We start from the raw sequence: 23,200 nt of genomic DNA, 5'->3' as shown, positions 1-23,200 counted from the left end.
ATGAAACGTGCTTTTATTATGGTTCTCGACTCCTTCGGGATCGGCTCCAGCAAAGACGCCGATAAATTCGGTGATGAAGGATCGGATACGCTCGGCCATATCGCCGAAGCGTGCTTCGAAGGCCGCGCCAATGAAGGTCGCGAAGGCCCGCTGCATCTGCCCAACCTGACCGCGCTCGGTCTGGGTAAAGCGGCTGAACTCTCTACCGGCCGCTTTCCGCCGGGCCTCGACGCCAATGCTGAAATCATTGGTGCCTACGCTTACGCCAGCGAGCTGTCATCCGGTAAAGATACGCCGTCAGGCCACTGGGAAATCGCCGGCGTGCCGGTACTGTTTGACTGGGGCTACTTCAGCGACAAAGAGAACAGCTTCCCGCAGGAGCTGCTCGACGTGCTGGTAAAACGCGCCGATTTGCCGGGTTATCTTGGTAACTGCCATTCGTCCGGTACGGTGATCCTCGACCAACTGGGCGAAGAGCACATGAAGTCCGGCAAGCCGATTTTCTACACCTCGGCGGACTCGGTGTTCCAGATTGCCTGTCACGAAGAGACCTTTGGTCTGGATCGTCTGTACGAACTGTGCGAAATCGCGCGTGAAGAACTGACCAACGGTGGCTACAACATCGGCCGTGTAATTGCGCGTCCGTTTGTCGGCGACAAAGCGGGCAACTTTGAGCGTACCGGCAACCGTCACGATCTCGCCGTGGAACCTCCTGCGCCAACCATGCTGAAAAAGCTGGTGGACGAGAAGGGCGGCGAAGTGATCTCCGTGGGTAAAATTGCGGATATCTACGCCGAGCAGGGCATCACTCAGAAAGTGAAAGCCACCGGGCTGGATGCACTGTTTAACGCCACCATCGAGCAGATGAAAAAGGCGCCGGACAATTCCATTGTCTTCACCAACTTCGTTGATTTTGACTCCACCTGGGGCCATCGTCGCGATATCGCCGGATATGCGGGGGGTTTAGAGTTCTTCGACCGTCGTTTGCCGGAGCTGATGGCGCTGGTGAAAGAGGGTGATATTCTGATCCTTACCGCCGACCACGGTTGTGACCCAAGCTGGAAGGGCACCGAGCACACGCGCGAGCACATCCCGATTTTGATTTACGGTCCAAAAGTGAAGCCAGGATCGCTGGGTTATCGCGATACCTTTGCGGATATCGGCCAGACCATTGCGAAGTATTTTGGCCTGTCCAGCATGGACTACGGCAAAAGCCTGCTGTAAAACAGCCCACCAATTTTAAAAAGGAAAATAACCATGGCAACGCCTCATATTAATGCAGAAATGGGTGACTTCGCGGACGTGGTGCTGATGCCGGGCGATCCGCTGCGCGCTAAGCACATCGCAGAAACCTTCCTGGAAGATGCGGTTGAAGTGAACAACGTGCGCGGCATGCTGGGTTACACCGGGACGTACAAAGGCCGTAAGATTTCGGTCATGGGCCACGGTATGGGTATACCATCCTGCTCGATCTACACCAAAGAGCTGATCACCGATTTCGGCGTGAAGAAAATCATCCGTGTCGGTTCCTGCGGCGCGGTGCGTGCCGATGTGAAACTGCGTGACGTGGTGATTGGTCTGGGTGCTTGCACCGATTCCAAAGTGAACCGTATGCGTTTCAAGGATCACGATTTTGCGGCGATTGCTGACTTCGACATGGTGCGTAACGCGGTTGATGCCGCCAAAGCGCTGGGTGTGGACGCACGCGTTGGCAATATCTTCTCTGCTGACCTGTTCTACACACCAGATCCGCAGATGTTCGATGTGATGGAGAAATACGGCATTCTGGGCGTGGAAATGGAAGCGGCCGGTATTTACGGTGTGGCGGCGGAGTTCGGTGCTAAAGCGCTGACCATCTGCACCGTGTCGGATCACATCCGCACGCACGAGCAGACCACGGCGGCTGAGCGACAGACCACCTTCAACGATATGATCAAGATCGCGCTGGAGTCGGTGCTGCTGGGGGATTAATCCCGTCTGTTTTGTTCGGTGCGCTTCAACGCGCACCTGACGAAACCCAACAGCGCACAGGGTCGTCATGGGTGGCGACCTTGTTCTTCTTCGCGCGAAATGAACCCTGCCATTTATCACCACCTCGTTACTCACCGCTCGGAATCATCGATACCACTCAGGGCGACCTGAACCTCTCCTCGTAAACATCTGACACACTTTTACCCAGGCTTGTGCATCTTCGTGCTGGCTCTAAAGCCATCTCTGCTTATCATTAGCGTGATAACAAAGAGACTAAGCCCCCCTGATGAATTTCCGTAATTTCGAAGCTGAAGAAAAACTGTTTGTCCGCCGTGCGCTTGTCGCTTTTGCTCTGGTCGTCATCTGTTTCATTATCCTTGGCGTTAACCTGTATCGTCTGCAGGTGGATCAGCACAGCTATTACCAGACGCGGTCCAACGAAAACGACATCAAAATGATCCCCATCGCGCCGACGCGAGGGTTGATCTACGATCGCAACGGTATTCCGCTGGTGCGTAACGTCACCTGGTACGACATCCTCGTGACGCCTTACAAAATCGACAATATGCAGGAAACGCTGAAGCAGCTGACGCCCATTGTCGACCTGACGCCGGAAGAAATTGAAACCTTCGAGCACGAACTCAAACAGAACAGCCGCTATAAGCCGGTCGAGCTAAAAGCAGAACTCACCGATGAGCAGGTGGCGCGCTTCTCCGTCAATCAGTTCCGTTTCACCGGCGTGGCTATCGACACCTATGAGGACCGCGAGTATCCCTATGGCGCCGATTTAGCCCATGTGGTGGGCTATGTTTCCAAGATCAACGATAACGATTTCAAACGCCTGAATGCCGAAGGCGTCGGCGAAAACTATGCTGCTGACCACAACATCGGTAAGCAGGGCATTGAAGGCTATTACGAGTCCATTTTGCACGGCAAAACCGGTTATCAGGAAGTGGAAGTGGATAACCACGGTCGCATTGTGCGCGTGCTGAAAGAAGTGCCGCCGGTTGCCGGCCAGAACGTCTATCTGACGCTGGATTTGCATCTGCAGCAGTACGTTAAGAGCCAGCTCGCCGGCCAGCGTGCGGCGGCGCTGATTGAAGATCCGCGCGATGGCAGCGTGCTGGCGATGGTATCTGCGCCGAGCTATGACCCGAATCCGTTTGTAAAAGGCATCAGCTACAAAGCCTACAAAACGTTGCTGCAGGACAAAAATCTGCCGCTGATCAACCGTGTCACGCAAGGCCTGTATCCACCGGCCTCGACAGTTAAACCCTATATGGCGATGTCCGCGCTGCTGACCAAGGTGATCACCCCAAGCTTTACTATTTATGGCGCGCCGACCTGGACCCTGCCAGGCACCGATCGTAAATATCGTGACTGGAAAAAGTCGGGGCATGGCACGCTGGATGTCACCAAGGCGATTGAGGAGTCGGCGGACAGCTTCTTCTATCAGGTGGCGTTTATGATGGGCATCGATCGTATTCACACCATGCTGAGCCAGTTTGGCTACGGCAAACCCACCGGCATCGATCTTAATGAAGAGTATTCAGGATTGCTGCCTAGTCGTGAGTGGAAGCAGAAAGTGCATAAACACGCATGGTATCAGGGCGATACGGTGTCGGTGGGAATTGGGCAGGGTTACTGGATTGCGACGCCGATTCAGATGTTGAAAGCGCTGGTGGCACTGCTCAATAATGGCCGGGTGATTAATCCGCACCTGCTGGAAAAATCGCAGCGTGGTAAGGAACAACAGCTTTATCAACCTAAATTGCCGCAACCGCAAATTGGCGATCCAAAATCACCGTATTGGTCGCTGGTGCGTCACGCGATGTTCGGTATGGCCAATGTACCGAACGGCACCGGTTATAAGTATTTCCACACCGCGCCTTACGGCATTGCGGCGAAGTCGGGGACGTCTCAGGTGTTCAGTCTGAAGCAGAACCAGGTCTACAACGCGAAAATGATCCCGACGCGCCTGCGTGACCACATCTTCTATACCGCGTTCGCACCGTTTAATGATCCGAAAGTCGCAGTGGCGTTGATTCTGGAAAACGGGGGAAGTGAAGGGGTGACGGCAGCACCGTTGATGCGCAATATTCTCGATCACATCTTCCTGCCGCCACCGTCTGAGCCGCCGGTAGAAACGGCGCAGAAAAATTAATTTGCGCGAGATCGCACCCAACGTCGCGGTGCGATTTATCGCGCGATCCTGAGCGGTAATGCTGATCTCTGCGCTATAAAGCTGTCGCGACAAGGCTCTTCTAGCGGAAGAAAACCCGGTTGCGACCGTGGTTTTTCGCATCATATAGCGCGGCATCAGCATTGTTATACAGGGTTTCGAAATCAGAACCCGGTTTGCCGTAGCTCACGCCGAGGCTGGCCGTTACTAACTGACCCGGCAGCACCGCCAGTGGCGAGGCGTTCAGGGAGGCGTGAATCGCGCCCGCGACAATCACCGCGTCCGATAAACGGTAGTGCGGCAGCAGCACGGTAAACTCTTCACCGCCAATACGACCAATGCTGGCATCTTCCGGACAGTGCGTCTGAATACGCGACACCAGGCCGCAAATCACCTTATCGCCCATCGGATGTCCGAACTCATCGTTGATCTTCTTGAAGTGGTCGATATCGAGAATGATCAGCGCCGCCGGGCCATTGCTCAACGTATTCGTAATACGCTGAATGATGGCACCGCGGTTCCAGACAGCAGTGAGTGGGTCGTGGCTGGCTTTGTATTCCAGCTCCTGAGCCAGTTGATGCAGCTGCTCATTGACGCGGTTCAGCTCGCGTTCAGCACGGTCACTGCGCGAGATCATGCGATAGGTCTCGCGCATCAGGCGCTGATAGTGGCGATTAACGTTCAGCAACGCATTACGATAATCGTCTGCACTGAGCGAGGTCTGAGCCGCAACATCCTGAGCGCGCGTTAGCACCTCGCTCTCTTCGCGAAACAGCTCATTCAGGTCCATCATGAGGCCATTTCCGCTCGCAGATTCACCTGCAGATCGGTAAAGTCCAGCGCCAGTTCCTGGCCGAACTCTTCAGACACATCATCTTCTTCATCAAAGAACCAGTTGAGTTCAACCTTCTGGCCTTTCTGCGCCAGCTGATTGAACAGATCAAACAGGCTGAACAGCATTTTGGTGCTGGAGCTGTTGAAATAGCGCAGGGCGATATTGGCTTCGATCTGGCCGCTTTGTGCGGGTTGCCAGCTTTCCAGCGCATCCAGCAACGGACGGTAGAAGGCGGCGGCGTTTTCCGGCCAGGATTCTCCACGCAGGGAAAACTGACCGCTTTCGAAGTCAAAATTGACCTCGGGAGTGCTTTCTGTGGCAGCAATAACAAGGTTTTGCATAAACAATTCAATCCTGGTGAATGGTGGCTTTGAGCCAAAACGTGGCGTAACCACTGGACTCCAGCGGACGCAGTTCATACTCCAGCGGTTCACTGACATCACGGGCAAGTGTCAGTAATCCTATGTTGGCCCCTTTGCTTGTGGCAGGGCTCTCAGCTCGCAGACCTACGCGGTATGCTTGTTTGATCTCTTCATTGCTCATGGTACGCAGCAAATCCAGCCAGTAACGCAGCTGCTCACAGGCGACTTCATCGACCTGATTGCTGCTTTCCAGCACGTAGGTGTCGCCATCTACGCGCAGCGTAACGGTGCCGAAGCGAAAATCCTGCTCGGCGTGGTTCATGACGCGGCTATCCTGCGAATAACGCAGGATATTCTGTACGATTTCAACAAAGCTGGAGAACAAGCGGCGGCGCACTTTCACCGGTGCCTGCTGGTTCTCCAGAAAGACCTTAATCACCTCGCCCATGGCGGTGATGTTCTGCGGCGAGAAGAAGCCAGTATAGTGCAGTGCAACGCTTTCTGGCGGTACGCGGCTAAGGGTTGAACCTGAGTTCATAAGGTGCTCATTAATAACGGAAGCCAAACCAGGTGACGTCATCGCGTCGCGGCTGGTTGCCTTGCCAGTTGAGAAATTCCCGCTCAAAGGTCGCTGACAACTCGTCCATCGGCAGGGTTTGATATTGTGTTACCAGCGTCTGAATGCGCTTTTTGCCAAACATAATATGGCGTTCACCGCCGGGCTGATCGGTCACGCCATCGGTCATCACCAACAACATATCGCCGGGATGCAGCGTGCGTTGATGTTCCGGCCAGATGTAATCCTGCGGCGTATCGGTGTAACCCACACCGACGCGATCGGCCTTGAGCGATTCCGCTTCGCCAGCGGCCGGATGTAACAGCGCATGCATGCGTGCGCTGGCCCAGCTGAGTTGATGTTGGTGAGTATCAAGGCGTAGCGCGATAGCATCACAGCCGTCATTGGAGAGCGACGTTTGCTGCGTGGCATTGAGCTGCCCAAGGGTTTGTTTAATATGACGATTCAGTGATTGCAGCAGATCGGACGGTGCCCGACGGTTTTTCTGCAGCGCGTTTTCCAGCGCGGATTGCAGGATCACCGTCATAAAGGCACCCGGAATGCCATGGCCGGTGCAGTCGGCAATCAATGCCAGCCAGCCGTGTTCATCCTGATGGAATGCATAATAGTCGCCGCCCACGCCATCGCGCGGCTGCCAGTGCAGGCACCAGTCATTGAGCTGCTGGGCCATTTGCTGTTTTGAGCGATCAAGCATCGCGTCCTGAATCACGCGCGCATAATCGATACTTTGCAAAATTTGTTGATGCTGTTGCGCCTGCAAATCGGAGACGGTGCGGATCAAATCGATCCCCAAACCGATGCCGATATAGCGGCCTTGTTCGGTCAGAATAAATCCGTCGGTGACCGATTTATCACCGGTTGCCACCACCTGATGCGCCACCTGATCCAACTCGGTATCGGCATCAATCACCAGCGGCTCTTTGTCCATAAAAGCGATACAGCTTTTGCGGTCATAGAGTTCGCGGAAGAAGGGACGCGTCATCTGTGACAGGAAGATATGGCGGTTAATCATGCCGAATGGCGTACCGTTCTCGATCACTGGCAAACCGATCAAATCTTTGTGTTCAGTAAACAGAGCCATGACCGCTGTGTTGTCCATGGCTGGACTGACAAACGGCACCTCAATGCACAGCGAACGCGCACGGGAACGGCTCGACAGGGAGTTTAATCCTGCGCGTAAATCAGGCAGCTGCATAAGAATTATTCTGGCATTGATTAGGATTTATCCTAGATTACTGCACTGCCATGACAGTTTTATGTCACAGCAGTGCAATAGAAGAAGAGAAAGCAGGAAAAATTACTCTTCTTTCAAGGCCTCAGCCACATGACTGATGGCGCGCACCACTTCGCTGGAGCTGCCGCGAATCTCAGAGATCACGCCACCCGCTTCTTTGGCTAACACGACGCCATGATCGGCACGTTTCAGGTTCGATTCGATGCCTTTTAACGCTTTTTCGGCGAGAGTGTGGTTATGTTGCACCATATTCTCGATCTCGGTGGTGGCGCGGTTGATGTTTGCCGCCAGCGTGCGCACCTCGTTAGCCACCACAGCAAAGCTGCGACCGTGCTGGCCAGCACGTGCGGCTTCCACTGCTGCATTGAGTGCCAGCAGATTGGTCTGATCGGCGATGCGGCGAATGCTCTCGACAATCGCACCAATGCGGTCTGAGGATTCGCTGAGGTTACTGATATCGCCGGAAATACCGTGCAGTTCGCCCGCCAGCTCATTGATGGTTTGCACACTGTTTTCAATCACCGTGGCACCGAGGCGCGTGCTTTCGCTGGTTTGCAGCGCCGTTTGATACGCCTGTTGTGCCGCCTCGCGCTCCAGATGGTTCTTCTCCACCTGTGCAGTCACATCGGTGGCGAATTTCACCACTTTGTACAGTTCGCCGGCTTCGTTAAACACCGGGTTATAGGTGGCACGTAGCCACACGGTGCGACCCAGCTTGTTCACGCGCTCAAACTGACCGGAGATAAATTCACCCTGATTCAGCTTGTGCCAGAAGCGGCGATACTCGTCACTGTTGCGCATCTGCGGCGGGCAGAACTGACTGTGATGGACGCCAATCACCTCATCGCTGCGATAACCCATGGTTTTGAGGAAATTGTCATTGGTCATCAGCACTTCGCCTTTGAGGTTAAAAGCGATGACCGCCATCGAACGTTCAATGGCGGTGGTCATGGCGCGCTGCTCTTGCGCATCAATAATCCGTGCGGTGATGTCGCTCGCCAGCTTAACGATTTTAATCACCCGGCCGCTGCGATCCTGCACCGGCACATAGTTAGCCTCCAGCCAGATGGGACGGCTGTGCTTGGCAACGCGCAGGAATTTATCGCTGAAGCCTTCGCCCCGGTTCAGGCGGCGCCAGAAATCGCGATACTGCGGGGATTGGACTAAATCAGCCGTACAGAACATGCTGTGATGCTGGCCGGCAATTTCCTTCAGCGTGTATCCCATGCGCTCCAGAAACAGTTCATTGGCGGCGAGAATGTGGCCTTCCGGCGTAAACTCAACCATTGCAATCGCCTCCTGCAACGAGCTGAGCGTGGCGCTGCTGCGAGCGCGCTTCTGCCACGCCAGGCGTGACATTATTCCCGATGTAATAGTGCTAAACATGGTGGACCTTATAATTGGAATTTGTTGTCACATCGGTTATCGGCGGGTGCGGTTAAAAATTCACCACTAAAGTTGGTAGTTGCAGAAATTTTTTACCGGATGGTCTGAAGGTTGCTGTAAAAGCCAGCAGTCAGCGGATTTTTGCTGAAAAGCGTTTGACGGTGCGGCCTGAGTAGGGTTTAATGCGCCCCGTTGCCCGGATAGCTCAGTCGGTAGAGCAGGGGATTGAAAATCCCCGTGTCCGTGGTTCGATTCCGCGTCCGGGCACCAACATTCTGAAAACCCAGCCTTTATGGCTGGGTTTTTGCTATTGTGGGGTGGTGAAATCGTTAGCTCCACTTCACATCATGCTCGTGCTCTAAAAAACTGATAGCCACGTCATCAGCATTGTTTAAGGTAAGACTTCCCTGTATCACCACTCTTTATCCTGTATTCATATAAAAATGACCAAGTTCTAATCGACGTGATAACCCTATGATCGATCCATTGTTAATATGGATGAGTTAGGTGTTTAGTCTATATCAGGCGTATTATTTTAAGGCATATCTGACGCTTTTATTATTGTCAGGTTTTGACTACAAATTTTTCAGATAATGTGTCCATTGAAAAGGGATTATGAATATTGTGTTTGATAGTGGGATTAATCGATAATTTCCGGCTTAAGAGCCTTGAGCTCTTAACTTCACACTCTAATGATTATTAAAGGTTTTATTAATTCCTGTTAATACTCACGAGATGAAATTAATCAGTTAAAAACACTTTTAACAAATGGACGCGTTATTATGAATAAGCTCATTAAGTTTTCAATTGCCGCTGCGGTAGTGACTCTGCTGTCTGGGTGTACTGGAAGCGTGTACAACAAAGAAAAGAACTGTGATTACGATTATCTGCTTCATCCGGCTGTTTCTATCTCGAAAATTATTGGCGGTTGTGGGCCAGTAGATAAATAGTCTGCATGATGATCAGCGGCCAGTTATGCCAGTTAACTGGCCGCAACACCTTTAAAACCCTGAAAAATCTGAAAGAAAAACAAATATCATGTTGTTTTAGAAGGGGTTTATTTTATTTTAAGAGTATTAATCATAAGGATGGAAAATTTATTGTTCTTTTATCTTGCAATGTTGCATTAGACATGCGTAAATGAACTTCAGTCTGATATGCAGACAGTTTCAAAGTTAGTTCACAGTTTATCTCTCATCTACGTCAGTGCCGAAAACAAGCCCTTTCTCTTTGAGTTTTATCTCAGTCCTGATTTTTCTCTGCGATTCAGTTTACTCAGCCTCACGGCAAAAAAAGAAAAGGTATTAATTATGTCTAATAAAATTCTCGGTACTGTAAAGTGGTTTAATTCTGAAAAAGGTTTCGGTTTTATTACCCCTGAAAATGGCGGCAAAGATGTCTTCGTACATTTCTCTGCTATCACCGGTAGTGATTTCCGCTCCCTTGAAGAGGGTCAGCATGTTGAATTCTCCGTACAAGATGGACCGAAAGGCCCTTCAGCAATCAATGTTACAGGTCTCTAATATTAATTTGTTCACCTATTTTATGAGATGTCCTCAGTGTCAGGGCTCTCAATACCGTAAGTCAGTATTTGATGTCAGCCAAAAAAATCCTCACGGTGCGACCTGCATTTTCTGCAAGTCCTCGATGATTGAGCTTAAAAATATTGCTGCATAAACGCAGGTTTGCACTCCTTTTCGTGTAACGTCCTCACGCTGTATCTGAACGACAATCCCGCGTTATAACTCGAGCTGAATCGGCTCGATATCGCCATTCTGCTGTGCCGGCTGCGCGCAGCAGATTAATACTTCCCCCTCTGCCACACTGGCACTCGGCGCAGTTGGGTAGGTTACCGCTCCCTTTAGAATCCGCGTTTTGCACGATCCGCAATGTCCTTCACGACAGCTGTACTCCGGGCTAAGACCGCGTGCTTCGGCCAGTTCCAGCAGCGATCCGCTATTCGGCGTCCAGCGCGCCTCTTTGGCTGAGTTCATGAACATCACGAGTATGGATTGCGTCGAAATCGGAAGTAAGGTTTGTTCTGTTTGCTGCGCATCCATGCGGCGCTGCAGCGAGGACGGGCCAAAGGCTTCGGCGTGAATACGGCTATCCGCGATATTGTAGCTGCGCAGCCCGTCATATAACGCCTGAGTAAACTGCGGCGGGCCACACAGGTAAAAGTCGTAGTCGTTAAAGGGCAGCACCTGTGAAAGCAGCGCCATATCGATGCGTCCTACGACATCGTAATCGAATCCTGATTCTGCCTCCTCTGGCTGGCTCAACACGCGCACCAGTTTGAATGCGCCCTGTGAGGCCGCCAGCAACGCATCCAGTTCACGGACAAAAGGGCGTTCCGCTTTGTTGCGCGCGGACTGGATAAAGTAAGTGGGGCGCATGCGCTGTTTGCTGCGTCCTTCATAAACCAGATGGCGCAGCATCGCCAGCATCGGGGTGATGCCGACGCCCGCCGCAATTAAAACCGCTGGGCGTGTCTCTTGCGCATTGATAGTGAAATCACCGGCTGGCGCTCGCGTTTCAAGACTGTCGCCAACCTGTAGATGATCGTGCAGATAGCGCGAGACCACACCATCGCGCTTGACGCTGATGCGGTAAAAACCGTCCGACGGCGCAACCGACAGGGTGTAGTGACGAATCAGCGGTTTGTCTGTACCGGGCAACTGCACGCGAATCGGCAGGTGTTGTCCTGCCTGATGTGGCAGCAAACCGGCGCCATCATCCGGCATCAGATGAAACGAGCGAATCGACGCGCTCTCATCCACAATCTTCGTCACCCTAAACGGCCGCCAGCGTCGTGCCAGTTCGTTAGCGCGCAGGCGTTCGGCAGCCGATTGCCAGTCACCCGTCATTTCTGACGCCGGTGAGATACCGCCTGCTTCCTTTTCCCAGCGCAAGGCGAGAGCGGCATGACGTCGCATGATGCGGCGCGGAAGGAATGTCCACAACCGTTCGGCGCCCTGGAATGCAGCGATCTCCGGCGAGTCGAGGATTACGCTGGCATCGCCGGTCATTTGCAGCGTATCGCCGCTGTGGTAATCGACAAACAGCAGACCGCCTTTCCCGTTCTGGTGGATGTTGCCGAGCGTGGAGAAGAAGAGGTTGCCGTTAAAATCGGGAATGGTCAGCAGGCCATCTTCATCGACTCTAACAAAGCCGGGTTTGCCGCCGCGATGCGAGGCATCAACCTGATGCTCGGCATAAGTCGCAACGTAAAACGTATCGGCGGTGGCGATGGTGGTGCGGGCTGCCTCATCGAGCTTGCTCAGCTCCTCAACCTCACCGGTAGCCGGCTCATTGGGCGAACGAGCAAAGCGGAAATCGCGCAGCTGAATATAGCGCGGACAGTTGCCGAAACTCTGCTCCACCTGTACCCGAAAGCCACCGCCAATGGCGCTCAACATGCCATTCATGCGGTTACGGCGACGGGTGTGCAACTCAATGCCGAGCAGGCCAACCGGAGCGCCATCAGTGAACCCGGCAGCAGCCGGATCGCGGGGATCCGGCTGGGCGGCAATATCCAGCGTGCTGGCATTGGGCGAGAAAATAAAACCGGGCTGGCCTTCCAGCAGCGTAACCCAGGCATCGCCTCGCGGGTCCACGCTGCCTACCACGATAAACGGCAGTTGCGCGTAGAAGTCGCGGTGCTGGTCGGGCATATAATCGCGAATCACACGCTGACCGACCTCCGCCATGCGTTCGGCCACGCCCGCTTGCTGCTGCAGGGCTATTTCACCTGCATGCCATACCGGAAGTTTCTCGCCCATGATAGTTAACTCACGCGATGCTGCGCAGACCGGCAGCGGTTTGCGGGAAGGGAACAAAGCCCGGCAACGCTTCAATACGGCGTAACAGCGCATTGATCGCCGGATAGCCAGAGAGATCCACATTGCCTTCCGGCGCGCCGATCAGGTAGCTGTACTGAGCGATGTCCGCGATGGTTGGGCGATCGCCGACCAGCCATTCACGTCCTGTCAGATGTTGATCCATCAGCGCCAAAATGGTGTGCGCACGGGCGATCACTTCGTCAGGGTTGAACGGGCGGCCAAAAACGGTAATCAAGCGTGCCGCACAAGGGCCATAAGCCAGTTCGCCTGCCGCCACCGATAACCAGCGCTGTACCTGCGCCGCGCCCAGCGCATCTTCGGGCAGCCACTCACTGCGGCCTGATTTTTTCGCCAGATAAACCAGAATGGCGTTGGAGTCGGAGATATACACGCCGTCATCTTCCAGCACCGGCACCTGGCCGAATGGGTTGATGGCGAGAAACGCCGGGGATTTGTGTTCACCGTTAGCGAGATCAACATCAATCACCTCGTGTGGCAGGTCGAGCAGGGACAGGAACAGACGTGCACGGTGCGCATGACCAGAAAGCGGGAAGTGGTAGAGTTTCATCATCAGTGTCCTTTAGTGGTGGCCGGGATGATCCCGAACCCTGTCTAAAGGTTGGCACAGCCTGTGGCGCGGCAGAATAGCCGGGTTTGCGAAGTCATTATTGCGGAAAATGGAAGAATGGTGGGCGGTGTTGATGCTGCTTTGAAATTAACTGGTATTTGCCATTATTAATCCATCTGACGGCATCGCGTGCAATAGGCTTGCAAAGCTTTGCTGCTAAGCAGTTTTTCGGAATGCGATGCCTTCACACGGAAACTTAATTACATTTATAGCCATTCCTCTGGATATTTTTCAATGAAATTGAAAAGATTAAAAAACTTCATTAACCATACACATGTACCATCTACTGATATTCAACCGTCAGCATTGCTGTCGCAGAGAATGATCCCAGGCTAATCCCACCCGTACTGTTTCTTACTAAGACAGCTGTTAAAACAGGCTGGTCAGGATAGGTAAAGTTGAACCAGTCGTTAACGGGCACCTTAACGCCGTCATATTTAATCTCAATTCCCAGGTTATTCTTGCTGGTACTCAATAGGGTTGAGTTAAACGCAGCTCCCGTGCCTGAAAACTGCATTTTTAGCAGTTTTGATACCGTTGCAGGGCATTCAAGCGTGTACGATAGCGTTCTTTCGTAATTTTTCCCGTTAATCGTCGAAGCGAGAATACCTTTACCAAAATCGACAGCAATGTCGTTTCCTTTGTTGAGATCACAGGGCGGCGCGAGGACTTTAACTTTAACGGTGGCTCCCACAGAAAAAGCATATGCAGACTTAGTCGGAGCCAGGCTCATTAAGCATATGGCAGCACAAGTGTATGCAAATGGAGAGACCTGACTATTCATAGCTTAACCTGAAGTTTATATTGGCAGAATAATTCCCGGCACTTAATTCTCCTCGGGTACGTTCCGCAGTAATGTAATAAACGACCTGACTATCATCAGGTTGCAATAACACTGGTTTGCCTCGTTGGCCAATAATAATATTATTGAATGATGCGTCCTTTAAACGTAATCCGATGCCCTTAACCCCCTGGGCCTGAAAAAGCTGTGGATTAGCCGCATCCTCTACGCCAGTGAAAGAAAACGACACAGCCGGTTGATGCGCGCTCCAGGCAACATTATCTCTCTCCCGTTGAGGGTCTGATGCATTACGTAAACAATCATGTAATTTTAGCGACACAGGAATTAATGGGCCCTGGTCACCGACATTATGGAAGTTTGCTGTCGTAATGTTACCTAAATCAATCGACTGGTCGGCTGAATGCATATCCAGATAGCATGCACTTTCAGTTAACGTCCCATAAACGCGCAATACACCAAAGTGGCTCTCAATTGTGCCATTTTTAAACACTGCTAATGCCAGCGGTGAAAATAATAATGCCATGATGGAAACGCATATGTGCAATGCCATGCATTTTTGAGTGGATTTCTTCATAAACGGATTTATTCTCATATTCATTGTGCCAAATTATCCATTGTGTTGCGGATCCACATGACATTCGTTTCCCTTACAACTGAATATCAGCGATGGCTGGCCACCGTAATCATTCACGTAAACTAAAACCGGGCTCTTACCCAAAGATGATGCACTTCCCCCCAGTGGAGCCTGACTGAAAGGAGGGATCATAATGGATTCAAAACCTTTAATAACGTTGCCTTCTTTCTTGGCGCTTGCACCAATCAGGGTAATGTAATAAGGAGTGGGATTTTTAACTGTATATTGGTCACCCGATTTTATTAATGTCATTTTTTCCTGAAAAGGCGTTGCATGCTGAGCCGCAGCGGCTTCGGCTAAATCTGCCGGACGATAGAAAAACTTGATCCGTGTTTGTAATGCAATCTGCAGGACATTAGGTTTGTCACTTTTAGGTGGGATCTCTCTTAAATTAAAGTAAAAGAGCGATTCACGATCGTTAGGAAGTTTTTTAAATGCCTCAGATGAGGTTAAAGCCTGAACTTTGACCTGGCTTTCTTCTTTCGGTTCGATACGTTGAATCGGAGGAACGACGATAAAAGGACTGTTATTTTCAAGTTTTTCGTCTTTATCATTTTCAAGCCAGCCCTGGGCGAGATAAGGCAGTGATTCATTTTTATTACTGACTGTTAAACTGACTGATTTTTCTGAACCCGGATAGATGACTCGCGTTCGGTCAAGAGAGACAGCTGCAACGGCAGATTGAACGCCAGTATTGAGTGTTAATGTGATAATGAGGGCTTTTTTCAATATTATTTTTTTCATGAGAATTCATCTCTTAATTATTAAATGTAATATTTATAAGTGATTTCTTGATTAAACTTTAATGCAAGAAAGCAGTAAGTTTGTGGTTATTTCATTGGTTAGATTCAGTGGAGGCGTTATGGTGCACTGATCGGCATTGTTCCAGCGCACCGTCATCGCTTCGCCAGGCTGAATACCGCTCAAATAGACATTGCCATCATCGTTGATAATGCCGGTTTCCTGATTTTTTAGATTAAATACGCTTGCACCAAAAGGCGGTGCTGAACCATCTTCAAGACGGACCGTGGCAATGGCTTTTCCACCATGAGTAACATTGAACGTGCGGTAGCCAATAGCACCTTCAGTTAAAGTACCTTGGGAAACGGATTTCATTACCTCAATGTCATCAGCTAATTTATCGAGGTTGATTCGGATACTATTACGATAATAACTATTGATATCCGTAATAACGGCTTTACCAAAATAGTTGGTGTTGATCGAGTGACCGTAGCCGGAAACAGGCACACCTGCAACGCCATCGGTATCAACTAACATACGTGTTCTACCCGCAACGCTGCTACTGTGAAATGCGCCACCATTTGGAGTGAGGGTTGCACCGCCTTGCAGTGACATACCTAATGCTTGATATTGACTCTCACGGTAACTCACTGACGTGTTTAATTGGGCGAGGCTGCCTTTGTGCGTGTAGTAACCTCCGATATCAGCATCACTGTTAGCCACGCCAGCACTAATCTGATAGGAATCAGCATCACCAATACGATCATAATAACTCACGCTATTGAGGTTATTACCTTTTGAGTAAGAGTTATTGTAACTGGCGGTGCCAGATTGCCCCCAAGGTAGTGATAATGACATATATACGCCTTTGTCATTGTTTTGACCCAATGCGCTTCGATATGCAGTTAATGACAGGCTGACATTTTTAAACTTCATCAAATCCATGTTTTTTGACAATGAGAAATCATAGCGGTCATTTGACTGCTGATTCCAATACGTCTGATGGTTGTAATTGAGATAAGTGGCAAGGTTTAGCGATTCAAATTGCTGGTTCAAAGAAACCGTATACATTTCTTTGCTGCGCCCGTTATCGACATTACCTTTTAAACCATTGAGGTAATCTCCCATCGAACGAAAACCATCATCCGAAAAACGATAGCCAGCGAATGATACCTGGCTACCTGTATCCTCGAATCGTTTGGCATAACTTGCGCGCCAGGCATTGCCTCTCTGCGTGTCACGGTTATGGTCTTTTAAATTTGAGACAGTGACATCTGTGGAAATTGCGCCCAGTGCAAGTAAGTCCCGGCCGACGCCAAGAGACAGGGCATGGTAGTCACTACCGCCCATTCCACCGGTGTACAGGGACCAACCATTACTGATTCCCCATGAAAGTTCGCCCGTCGCGAAGAGTGGCCCTTCAGTGTGATGTGCGAAATTTGAAGGTCTGCCTATTGAGGACTTGTATCTAATCTGTCCTGGGCGGGTCAGGTAAGGGATAGTCGCTGTATTGACCTGAAATTGTTCAATATTGCCATCCTGTTCTTCAATGCGAACATCCAGATTGCCGGAAACGGCGCTATCAAGGTCCTGAATGCGGTACGGGCCTGCCGCTACTTGCACCTCTTTAATGACGCGACCCTGCTGGCTGATGATGACTTTGGCGTTACTTTTCGCCACACCACTGATCTCAGGAGCATAGCCGCGGAGGTTCGGGGGCAGCATGTTGTCATCTGTCGCCAGACTTAAACCCGTGAAACGAAAGCCATCGAAAATCGATGAGTTCAGATAGTCTTCGCCCAGCGTTAATTTGGCACCCAGTCTTTTTATTGCCCTAAACGCATAAAACCGATTCCAGTCCCAGTTCTGCGGAGTTTGTGCGCCGCCACCTGCAGATTGATGGTCATATCGACCCTGCCAATCCGCACGTACGCGCCAGGCACCCAGATTGGCACCGGTCGTGCCATTACCCGATAAATTTGTATGACTTTTACTGCCTACCGCATTTTGCTTAATGGTCTGAAAATTGAGGTTATAGTCAAACAGCGCACCCGCTATGCCTTCTTCCCATCGTGCGGGGGGATCCCATGAAGAACTGCTATATTCCAAAAAAGCTTGAGGAATGTTGATCAGTAACGTTGATTTACCTAAATCAGCTCGCGTTGACATCCCTGCAACACTGTTCAGATTTAAGCATTCCCCGTGATGCCACCATTGAAGCTGCGAGGAGAACTTATCCTTCAAACCCAGAAGAGGAATGAGTTCCTGAGTGATACAGGCTAAGGTTTCATTTTCGTTTTCTTCAGAGGCATAGAAATTGACCACGCGTTCTGGCAGCGTGATTGAATTGATGTTTATTGCGAGAGTATATGCACCAGGTAAAATAAATCCCTTACGTGCAAACTGGCTAATGTCGATATTGCTACGATCTTTAAGATCCAGCACATCAGTATTGAACTGAATGTCTGAGCCAGCGAGCGTGCTTCTCGCTCCCAGGATGCAGGAAAAAAATACTAATATGCTTATTAATGAAATGGCAAATGCATGCCAAAAAAAACGCATCAGCATAATAGTTTCCCTTTTTAATTGTAATCTATTCTAAATCGAAGTGTTAAATGTAGGTCGCCTGAGCGAATGACGTCCTTGTTACCAATCAGGTTTAGTCGGTAGTTAAATTGCATATCACTGTTTAATTTGCTCTGACTCAGATGTTTTCCGGGAAAGGCTAGATTTCCATGGTGATCGCTAATCATCATTGCTATGCCGTTTGCAGAACCTGATACTTTAAAATGCCCCCCATCTTCCTCACCATCGAACATGAGTTTAATCGTGGTTATTTCAGCTTGCTGTGTGTCGTTTTCAAACAACATGCAACCTAACAAAGCGATTGAGAAGAAGTGGTTTGGCCCACGACCTACTTTTATTATTTCGCTAACGGGATGGTTTCCGATATTTATCGTCTGGTCGGGCGAACCTAAACTAATACTGCAAGCGGCTCCAACAATGGACCCAGTAATGTGCACTTGTGAGATACTTTCACCCGCGGCAAAGGCACCTTTCGCCAGCATCGATATATGTATGATGGTCAGTAGAATCACGGGTTTAAAACTACCTGAAATCATACGCTTCAAAGATTCGTTCCCAGTTTATCCAGTTGAAAAAACCTGCGACAAAATCGCCGCAGGTTAAGGGGAGAGAAATGGCCGATTAGTTGTAGCTCAGCACAAAGTTCGCAGGCACCTGGAATGTGCCGGGAACGATGGTTGCAGTAGATCCACCACCCTTAACATTGGCGGTGAAGGTCAGGGTATTGCTGCCGTTGAATACTTGCTGGGCGGCAGTTGGGGTATTAATTTTCACTTTCTCACCGTCATTGGTGAACATCTGGATTGATGCACCTCGTGCGGTACCGCCGGTCAACGCAAGGCTTTCTGGATCATAGGAAGAGGTTGCACCGGTGAAGCGTGCAGTCACTTTGTCATTCGTACCGGCAGTGGCGATAACACAATCTTCCAGTTCGATTTTAAAAATCTGAGGGGTTGAGCTACCCGTGTTGCCACTGTCTGCCAGCAGCACGTTAGAAATAGCACCCAGCGATACAGTTTGATCTAATGATCCTGGAGCAATAGAACACGGAGAATCAATAATTGAACCGGTGAAAGTCACTTTACCTGTGTTTCCTGCAGCGTAGACAGAGGAAGCAGTAAACAGGCTTAATACGGACAGGGCGATAATACACTTTTTCATTTAATATCTTCCATTTTGTTTGCCGATGTTTTTATATTTAAAACATGGTGTTCACTGATGCTTCATCAGAGGTGTAAGCGATGTATTACGCCTTTATATTGACGAAGTGTCAGTATTTGCACACTGCTATCAGGTGCTCCTTGAATATGCAGGTTAGAAACTGCACGATTCATTTTCGCTCAGCCTTATGATTCTTTTTATTGGCGTCGTTGGAAGGTATTATGAATAGCGATCAATCTGATGAAAATAAGATTTATTTTCTGATGATGTAGTGAGTGAATGGGCTATTTGTCAGGGATGTATTACAAATGAAGTGATAAAAGGATAGAGGAAGCAGGATGTCGATATTTTAATCTGAATAACCTATCGATCCAATTGCTGAAAACTATAACATCGCAAGATAGCGTTTAATGTGAGCAGCGTCGGAAATATTACGAGAACAGTTAATGATACTTATTAATAAGCCATGATTCTCCTGATGAGCTAGCCATGAATAAAGCCGCCCACGCATTATCCGCGCAGGCAGTTTTATTGTTAACGACTCAGCACCTGTGCTCCGGCATTTTTCTCCAGCCGCCAGACATCAAACAAGGACACCAGCACCAGCAAAGCTACACCCGCGAAAGCGATATGAATGTCATTCTGCTTAATGGTTGCATGTTCGTGCCACAGCATGGCTCCGCGTAAGAACAGGGCGGCAAGTGCAATGCCGGCGCTCATGCTGAACTGGAAGAAGATACTAAACACCACAGAGGCGTCACTCATTTTGGCCTGGGGTACATCGGCAAACCCTAAGCTGTTGTAACAACTGAACTGCAGCGAGCGCGACAAGCCCCCGATAAACAGAATCCCAGCAATCGCAAAGTACCCAAGTGAAGGGCTGAGCAGCAAGCAGCCCAGCATTGCGCCCAAGCTGATGACGCCGTTAACCATCAATACCCGCCGGAAGCCAAAGCGTTTCATCAGCCAGGTGGTCGCGGGTTTCATTGCCAGATTGCCGGCAAATACCCACAGCACCATGGCGCCTGCCTGCGCGGCGCTCCAGCCAAATCCAAGCTGAAACAGCAATGGCAACAGAAAAGGGACGGCATTAATGGATGCGCGGAACAGTGATCCCCCGACAACGGCATTTCGGAAAGTATCAATAGTCATGGCACTGAACGGCAACAGCGGTTGCGGATGGCTGAAGCTGTGGCGATAGGCCAGCACACTGCACAACACGCCAAGTAACAGCAATGGAATGCCAAGGCTGAGATGCATTTGTCCTAGCGCTTCCAGGGAGATAATCAGCGCCGTGCAGGCGGTAGCGGTCAGCACAAATCCGCGCACATCAAACGGACGCGGTTGTTCTGCTTTAAACTGGGGCACCAGATAAACGGTGGCAATAATGGCGATAATGCCAAGTGGGATATTGAGCCAGAAGATCCACGGCCAATGTCCGTAAGTCACTATTAAGCCACCGAGCGGTGGACCGAGCACCGGGGCAATCAATCCCGGCCAGGTAATAAAGGCGATGGTTTTCACCATGTCTTTTTTTTCGGTCACACGGAGCACTACCATACGACCGACTGGCACCATCATCGCGCCACCAATGCCCTGCAAAACGCGGCTTAACGTGAACATTGGCAGGGTATCGCTGAGTCCACACAGTATCGACGCAACAGTAAATACCAGAATCGCACAGGCAAACACCGTGCGTGCTCCGTAGCGTTCCGCTAACCAGCCACTCATCGGAATACCCACCGCTACTGCCAGTAAATAAGCACTCACACCCACGTTAAGCGCTACCGGGCTGGCAGCGAAATCGCGCGCCATTTGTGGAATAGCAGTGGTAATGACGGTGGCGTCGAGGTTTTCCATAAAAAAGGTGACTGCAACCAGCAGTGCGAGCAGCAAGGTTCTGTTAGCTGGGATGCCATTCTGCGTCATAACGCCATTCCTTTCTCTTCCATGTGAATCAGGATTAGGGAGAGAATAGTTTCGGGCGCAATCGTTTTCTATGCAAGTTTAGCGATAAAAAACCCGGCAATTGCCGGGCCGTGAGGACAGGAGCTGATTAGATGCGGTCTCTTTACTGACGGCTCAGGGTAGGTTGATCACAATGGTGCCGCTGCCGCTCTTATCACCGGGCGTGGGATTTGTTGCCCTTAATGTTGAGGATACTGTATGGGTAGAGTTGCCGCTGGACAGATAAATAGAACCTGAGCTGCGCCCATCAAAAGTGAGTGTTGAAGTCACTCCGCCACCCAGGTTTATGGTACCGCCCAGGCTGCCGATAGTGGCTGAGGTGGCGCGATTACAGTATACATTGATAGAAACGCTATCCTGCTTTCCGTTCACTTTGTCAGCCTGCAGTGAGCCATGATTGATGTTAGGAGATCCAGAGAATGAGCAACTGGTAGGAACCGGGGGGAGAGAAACTGTGCGGCATGAAGTGCCAGGTTGGTTTCGATAATTAGCGCCTAAAGCATTTGTTCCGCCACCCACACAAATCGAATAGGGTGGGGAACCTAAAGGTAAACTTGCGGTAAAAGAGGCGCTAGCGGGGTAATTGCGTAAAAAAGTAATGTTGGCATTTGACCAGGTATCTGTAGCGGGCATTCCGCCGCTGCCACTATGTAGCGCATAGCGTGTTGTTGCAGTTGCTCCCGAGCTGTTCACTACCCAAATGCCGAATCCACAATACCTAACGCCACATCCAATGTGTGAAGTGGCATTTCCACCGGAAGCGCTGTAGCTTATTTCAATTCTGGAGGAACCCGCAGGAATTTCAGCGCGAGTAATACTGATCACTGCCTTCGCACTTAGAGAAATGAGTGAAAGAAATAACAAAATGAATACATATGAGACTTTCATATTATTCCTGGTGGTTAAGGTAAGTCAGGAGAAATTGAAACTAAAAAATGTGCAAACTTGTTATTTCACTGGAGTAATAACGAGTAGTTGAATCTGTAATGACTTTTTGATTGTATTTTTTATTGTATTTTAAATATGTCAGTGGATGAGATTGTATATGTCATTATCACCCGCTATTTATGTAATGTATGCCCTACAGCTTGTTAATCCACTGCTTGCTAAACTCCGACTCCAATAGGCTGTGCTAAAATTGTGATTACTCGTAAAGACATTGCATATACTTCTCATTCGACACCTTGGCCTCACTCATTTTTAATGGGCATCGTTGGCAGTATTCATTGAGTGGCTAATTCGCGTAACTCTCTCTATGATGGATTTTTTCCCGCGTGATTGTCGGGAACGATCAATGACTTAGGGAAGTAACCACGCGATGACTCCATTAAACGACCTCGATCTGCGTCAGCTGGAAGCCTTCTCGGCGGTAATTTCAGCCGGCAGCGTGACGGCGGCCGCCAAAGCACTAAACCGCTCGCAGCCCGCCGTTTCCCGCCTGATTCAGGAGCTGGAGCAGTCGCTGGGTTATCCGCTGTTTATCCGCAACGGCCCGCGTATTCACCCCTCGGAAGAAGCACTGCAGCTGCATCAGTATGTGCAGAAAGCACTGCTGTCGCTGCAACAGATCCGACTCCGTGCACAAGAGATCGCCCATCAGCAGCATCGCCCACTCAGTATTGCCGCCACGCCCGCGCTGGCCGCCGGGTTATTGCCGCAGGCACTGGCCGCACTCAATTTACAGAACAAAGTGCAAATCATCAGTGAGTCCGCCGTACAGACGGCACATGCGGTGATTACCGCTGAAGCAGACATCGGTTTGTGCAGCTTGCCGCTGGAGCATCATGCGGTGGAGTTGCACTGGATTGGGCAATCACAGTGCGTAATTGCGCTACCGGAAGAGGATGAACTGGCGGCACACAGTGCGCTTTCGCTGAGCCAGCTTGCTGGCCGCCGTTTGATTGCACCGTGGAGTCCGCAACGCCTGCGTAGTCGTTACGAAAAGGCGCTGAAGAAAGTCAAAGCGCCGCTGCTGGAAACTATTGAAACCAACTCATCGGCAAATATTCTGGGCTGCGTGCGTGCCGGATTGGGCGTGGCGATCCTCGAACCGGTCACCGGCTGGGGCATGCCGCTGGCCGGTGTGGCGATTCGTCCGATTCAGGAAGACATCCCTTACTTCTTTGGCGTGATCACGCCGCAAGGCCGGCAGATTTCCAGCGCCGCCCAGGCACTGGTGGAAGCGCTGGCAGACGCCGCTACTCAGCTGCTGCCAGGGTTTGAACGTCTGCCTGCCAGTGAACATCCGCGCATCATGCGAGTGATAAACCAGGAGTCATAGCGGGGCAATT

22 protein-coding genes and 1 tRNA gene are annotated in these 23,200 nt (G+C 50.6%); 8 read left to right on the top strand and 15 right to left on the bottom strand.

Going from position 1 to position 23,200, the window contains the following annotated elements; all coding sequences use genetic code 11:
• From deoB to mrdA, 3 genes are all read left to right on the top strand, one after another.
• Positions 1-1,224: a phosphopentomutase gene (deoB, locus tag CRO33_RS24595; RefSeq protein ID WP_034828490.1), complete on the top strand. Its 1,224-nt coding sequence runs from the start codon at positions 1-3 to the stop codon at positions 1,222-1,224.
• A gap of 33 nt (positions 1,225-1,257) precedes the next feature.
• Positions 1,258-1,971, top strand: a complete 714-nt coding sequence (gene deoD / locus CRO33_RS24590; RefSeq protein ID WP_034828492.1) for a purine-nucleoside phosphorylase — start codon at positions 1,258-1,260, stop codon at positions 1,969-1,971.
• 286 nt (positions 1,972-2,257) lie between these two features.
• Positions 2,258-4,135, top strand: a complete 1,878-nt coding sequence (mrdA, locus tag CRO33_RS10465) for a penicillin-binding protein 2 (protein WP_097118105.1) — start codon at positions 2,258-2,260, stop codon at positions 4,133-4,135.
• Between the two features lie 100 nt (positions 4,136-4,235).
• Here mrdA and CRO33_RS10460 read toward each other — a convergent pair whose 3' ends face one another.
• The 5 genes from CRO33_RS10460 to CRO33_RS10440 all read right to left on the bottom strand — a co-directional run bounded on the left by CRO33_RS10460 (position 4,236) and on the right by CRO33_RS10440 (position 8,547).
• The gene (locus tag CRO33_RS10460) at positions 4,236-4,946 is read right to left on the bottom strand and encodes a GGDEF domain-containing protein (protein WP_080748190.1); all 711 of its coding nucleotides are present in this window, start codon (positions 4,944-4,946) and stop codon (positions 4,236-4,238) included.
• The gene (locus tag CRO33_RS10455) at positions 4,943-5,329 is read right to left on the bottom strand and encodes a DUF1987 domain-containing protein (protein WP_034828496.1); all 387 of its coding nucleotides are present in this window, start codon (positions 5,327-5,329) and stop codon (positions 4,943-4,945) included. Before CRO33_RS10455 ends, CRO33_RS10460 begins: the two co-directional genes overlap by 4 nt.
• A gap of 7 nt (positions 5,330-5,336) precedes the next feature.
• The gene (locus CRO33_RS10450; RefSeq protein WP_097118104.1) at positions 5,337-5,888 is read right to left on the bottom strand and encodes a SiaB family protein kinase; all 552 of its coding nucleotides are present in this window, start codon (positions 5,886-5,888) and stop codon (positions 5,337-5,339) included.
• Positions 5,889-5,898: 10 nt separating this feature from the next.
• Positions 5,899-7,122 (bottom strand): SpoIIE family protein phosphatase, encoded by a 1,224-nt coding sequence (locus tag CRO33_RS10445; protein WP_034828500.1) that lies wholly within the window; start codon positions 7,120-7,122, stop codon positions 5,899-5,901.
• A gap of 102 nt (positions 7,123-7,224) precedes the next feature.
• Complete coding sequence (locus CRO33_RS10440) at positions 7,225-8,547, bottom strand: methyl-accepting chemotaxis protein (protein WP_097118103.1); 1,323 nt, start codon at positions 8,545-8,547, stop codon at positions 7,225-7,227.
• Between the two features lie 194 nt (positions 8,548-8,741).
• On the opposite strand from CRO33_RS10440, the gene CRO33_RS10435 reads away from it, so the two are divergent.
• The 4 genes from CRO33_RS10435 to ymcF all read left to right on the top strand — a co-directional run bounded on the left by CRO33_RS10435 (position 8,742) and on the right by ymcF (position 10,224).
• Positions 8,742-8,817: transfer RNA gene (locus CRO33_RS10435), tRNA-Phe, on the top strand.
• A 512-nt stretch (positions 8,818-9,329) separates the two neighbouring features.
• Complete coding sequence (locus CRO33_RS10430; protein ID WP_071845640.1) at positions 9,330-9,497, top strand: YhfL family protein; 168 nt, start codon at positions 9,330-9,332, stop codon at positions 9,495-9,497.
• 360 nt (positions 9,498-9,857) lie between these two features.
• Complete coding sequence (gene cspE / locus CRO33_RS10425; protein WP_097118187.1) at positions 9,858-10,070, top strand: transcription antiterminator/RNA stability regulator CspE; 213 nt, start codon at positions 9,858-9,860, stop codon at positions 10,068-10,070.
• Positions 10,006-10,224 (top strand): cold shock small protein YmcF, encoded by a 219-nt coding sequence (gene ymcF, locus CRO33_RS24785; RefSeq protein ID WP_441339537.1) that lies wholly within the window; start codon positions 10,006-10,008, stop codon positions 10,222-10,224. Before cspE ends, ymcF begins: the two co-directional genes overlap by 65 nt.
• Before the next feature lie 62 nt (positions 10,225-10,286).
• Here the strand turns inward: ymcF and CRO33_RS10420 are convergent, their stop codons facing one another.
• The 10 genes from CRO33_RS10420 to CRO33_RS24405 all read right to left on the bottom strand — a co-directional run bounded on the left by CRO33_RS10420 (position 10,287) and on the right by CRO33_RS24405 (position 21,797).
• Positions 10,287-12,329 carry an FAD-binding oxidoreductase gene (locus tag CRO33_RS10420; protein WP_097118102.1) on the bottom strand — a complete coding sequence of 681 codons (2,043 nt, stop codon included), beginning with the start codon at positions 12,327-12,329 and terminating at the stop codon, positions 10,287-10,289.
• 10 nt (positions 12,330-12,339) lie between these two features.
• Complete coding sequence (locus tag CRO33_RS10415) at positions 12,340-12,957, bottom strand: glutathione S-transferase family protein (RefSeq protein ID WP_097118101.1); 618 nt, start codon at positions 12,955-12,957, stop codon at positions 12,340-12,342.
• A 343-nt stretch (positions 12,958-13,300) separates the two neighbouring features.
• Complete coding sequence (locus CRO33_RS10410) at positions 13,301-13,801, bottom strand: fimbrial protein (RefSeq protein WP_097118100.1); 501 nt, start codon at positions 13,799-13,801, stop codon at positions 13,301-13,303.
• Positions 13,794-14,393 carry a fimbrial protein gene (locus tag CRO33_RS10405; protein ID WP_176505753.1) on the bottom strand — a complete coding sequence of 200 codons (600 nt, stop codon included), beginning with the start codon at positions 14,391-14,393 and terminating at the stop codon, positions 13,794-13,796. The genes CRO33_RS10410 and CRO33_RS10405 overlap by 8 nt, the downstream gene beginning before the upstream one ends.
• A 33-nt stretch (positions 14,394-14,426) precedes the next feature.
• Positions 14,427-15,197, bottom strand: coding sequence for a fimbria/pilus periplasmic chaperone (locus tag CRO33_RS10400; protein ID WP_097118098.1), 771 nt, complete (start codon positions 15,195-15,197; stop codon positions 14,427-14,429).
• Between the two features lie 51 nt (positions 15,198-15,248).
• Complete coding sequence (locus tag CRO33_RS10395; RefSeq protein WP_176505752.1) at positions 15,249-17,762, bottom strand: outer membrane usher protein; 2,514 nt, start codon at positions 17,760-17,762, stop codon at positions 15,249-15,251.
• Between the two features lie 14 nt (positions 17,763-17,776).
• On the bottom strand, positions 17,777-18,325 hold the full coding sequence (locus CRO33_RS10390; protein WP_141399012.1) for a fimbrial protein: 549 nt from the start codon (positions 18,323-18,325) through the stop codon (positions 17,777-17,779).
• Between the two features lie 76 nt (positions 18,326-18,401).
• Positions 18,402-18,941 carry a fimbrial protein gene (locus CRO33_RS10385; RefSeq protein WP_034823335.1) on the bottom strand — a complete coding sequence of 180 codons (540 nt, stop codon included), beginning with the start codon at positions 18,939-18,941 and terminating at the stop codon, positions 18,402-18,404.
• A gap of 534 nt (positions 18,942-19,475) precedes the next feature.
• Positions 19,476-20,870, bottom strand: coding sequence for an MFS transporter (locus tag CRO33_RS10380; protein ID WP_097118096.1), 1,395 nt, complete (start codon positions 20,868-20,870; stop codon positions 19,476-19,478).
• A 153-nt stretch (positions 20,871-21,023) separates the two neighbouring features.
• On the bottom strand, positions 21,024-21,797 hold the full coding sequence (locus CRO33_RS24405; protein ID WP_141399011.1) for an MrpH family fimbial adhesin: 774 nt from the start codon (positions 21,795-21,797) through the stop codon (positions 21,024-21,026).
• 430 nt (positions 21,798-22,227) lie between these two features.
• Here CRO33_RS24405 and CRO33_RS10375 point away from each other — a divergent pair, with 430 nt between their 5' ends.
• The gene (locus CRO33_RS10375; protein ID WP_097118095.1) at positions 22,228-23,190 is read left to right on the top strand and encodes a LysR family transcriptional regulator; all 963 of its coding nucleotides are present in this window, start codon (positions 22,228-22,230) and stop codon (positions 23,188-23,190) included.
• Positions 23,191-23,200 lie beyond the last annotated feature (10 nt).

This window comes from Pantoea sp. GL120224-02 (assembly GCF_900215395.1).
GTDB lineage: Bacteria > Pseudomonadota > Gammaproteobacteria > Enterobacterales > Enterobacteriaceae > Pantoea > Pantoea communis.
The sequence above is the reverse complement of the archived record's forward strand: the minus strand, read 5'-3'. Positions and strand labels throughout refer to the sequence as shown.

Bases quoted from the DNA above. Each gene is read 5' to 3' on its own strand.
- cspE (WP_097118187.1), top strand. From the start codon at position 9,858: ATGTCTAATAAAATTCTCGGTACTGTAAAGTGGTTTAATTCTGAAAAA.
- CRO33_RS10420 (WP_097118102.1), bottom strand. From the start codon at position 12,329: ATGGGCGAGAAACTTCCGGTATGGCATGCAGGTGAAATAGCCCTGCAG.
- CRO33_RS10375 (WP_097118095.1), top strand. From the start codon at position 22,228: ATGACTCCATTAAACGACCTCGATCTGCGTCAGCTGGAAGCCTTCTCG.
- mrdA (WP_097118105.1), top strand. From the start codon at position 2,258: ATGAATTTCCGTAATTTCGAAGCTGAAGAAAAACTGTTTGTCCGCCGT.
- CRO33_RS10430 (WP_071845640.1), top strand. From the start codon at position 9,330: ATGAATAAGCTCATTAAGTTTTCAATTGCCGCTGCGGTAGTGACTCTG.
- CRO33_RS10400 (WP_097118098.1), bottom strand. From the start codon at position 15,197: ATGAAAAAAATAATATTGAAAAAAGCCCTCATTATCACATTAACACTC.
- CRO33_RS24405 (WP_141399011.1), bottom strand. From the start codon at position 21,797: ATGAAAGTCTCATATGTATTCATTTTGTTATTTCTTTCACTCATTTCT.
- ymcF (WP_441339537.1), top strand. From the start codon at position 10,006: ATGTTGAATTCTCCGTACAAGATGGACCGAAAGGCCCTTCAGCAATCA.
- deoD (WP_034828492.1), top strand. From the start codon at position 1,258: ATGGCAACGCCTCATATTAATGCAGAAATGGGTGACTTCGCGGACGTG.
- CRO33_RS10410 (WP_097118100.1), bottom strand. From the start codon at position 13,801: ATGAATAGTCAGGTCTCTCCATTTGCATACACTTGTGCTGCCATATGC.
- CRO33_RS10385 (WP_034823335.1), bottom strand. From the start codon at position 18,941: ATGAAAAAGTGTATTATCGCCCTGTCCGTATTAAGCCTGTTTACTGCT.
- CRO33_RS10445 (WP_034828500.1), bottom strand. From the start codon at position 7,122: ATGCAGCTGCCTGATTTACGCGCAGGATTAAACTCCCTGTCGAGCCGT.
- CRO33_RS10395 (WP_176505752.1), bottom strand. From the start codon at position 17,762: ATGCTGATGCGTTTTTTTTGGCATGCATTTGCCATTTCATTAATAAGC.
- CRO33_RS10380 (WP_097118096.1), bottom strand. From the start codon at position 20,870: ATGACGCAGAATGGCATCCCAGCTAACAGAACCTTGCTGCTCGCACTG.
- deoB (WP_034828490.1), top strand. From the start codon at position 1: ATGAAACGTGCTTTTATTATGGTTCTCGACTCCTTCGGGATCGGCTCC.
- CRO33_RS10450 (WP_097118104.1), bottom strand. From the start codon at position 5,888: ATGAACTCAGGTTCAACCCTTAGCCGCGTACCGCCAGAAAGCGTTGCA.
- CRO33_RS10460 (WP_080748190.1), bottom strand. From the start codon at position 4,946: ATGATGGACCTGAATGAGCTGTTTCGCGAAGAGAGCGAGGTGCTAACG.
- CRO33_RS10405 (WP_176505753.1), bottom strand. From the start codon at position 14,393: ATGAAGAAATCCACTCAAAAATGCATGGCATTGCACATATGCGTTTCC.
- CRO33_RS10440 (WP_097118103.1), bottom strand. From the start codon at position 8,547: ATGTTTAGCACTATTACATCGGGAATAATGTCACGCCTGGCGTGGCAG.
- CRO33_RS10455 (WP_034828496.1), bottom strand. From the start codon at position 5,329: ATGCAAAACCTTGTTATTGCTGCCACAGAAAGCACTCCCGAGGTCAAT.
- CRO33_RS10415 (WP_097118101.1), bottom strand. From the start codon at position 12,957: ATGAAACTCTACCACTTCCCGCTTTCTGGTCATGCGCACCGTGCACGT.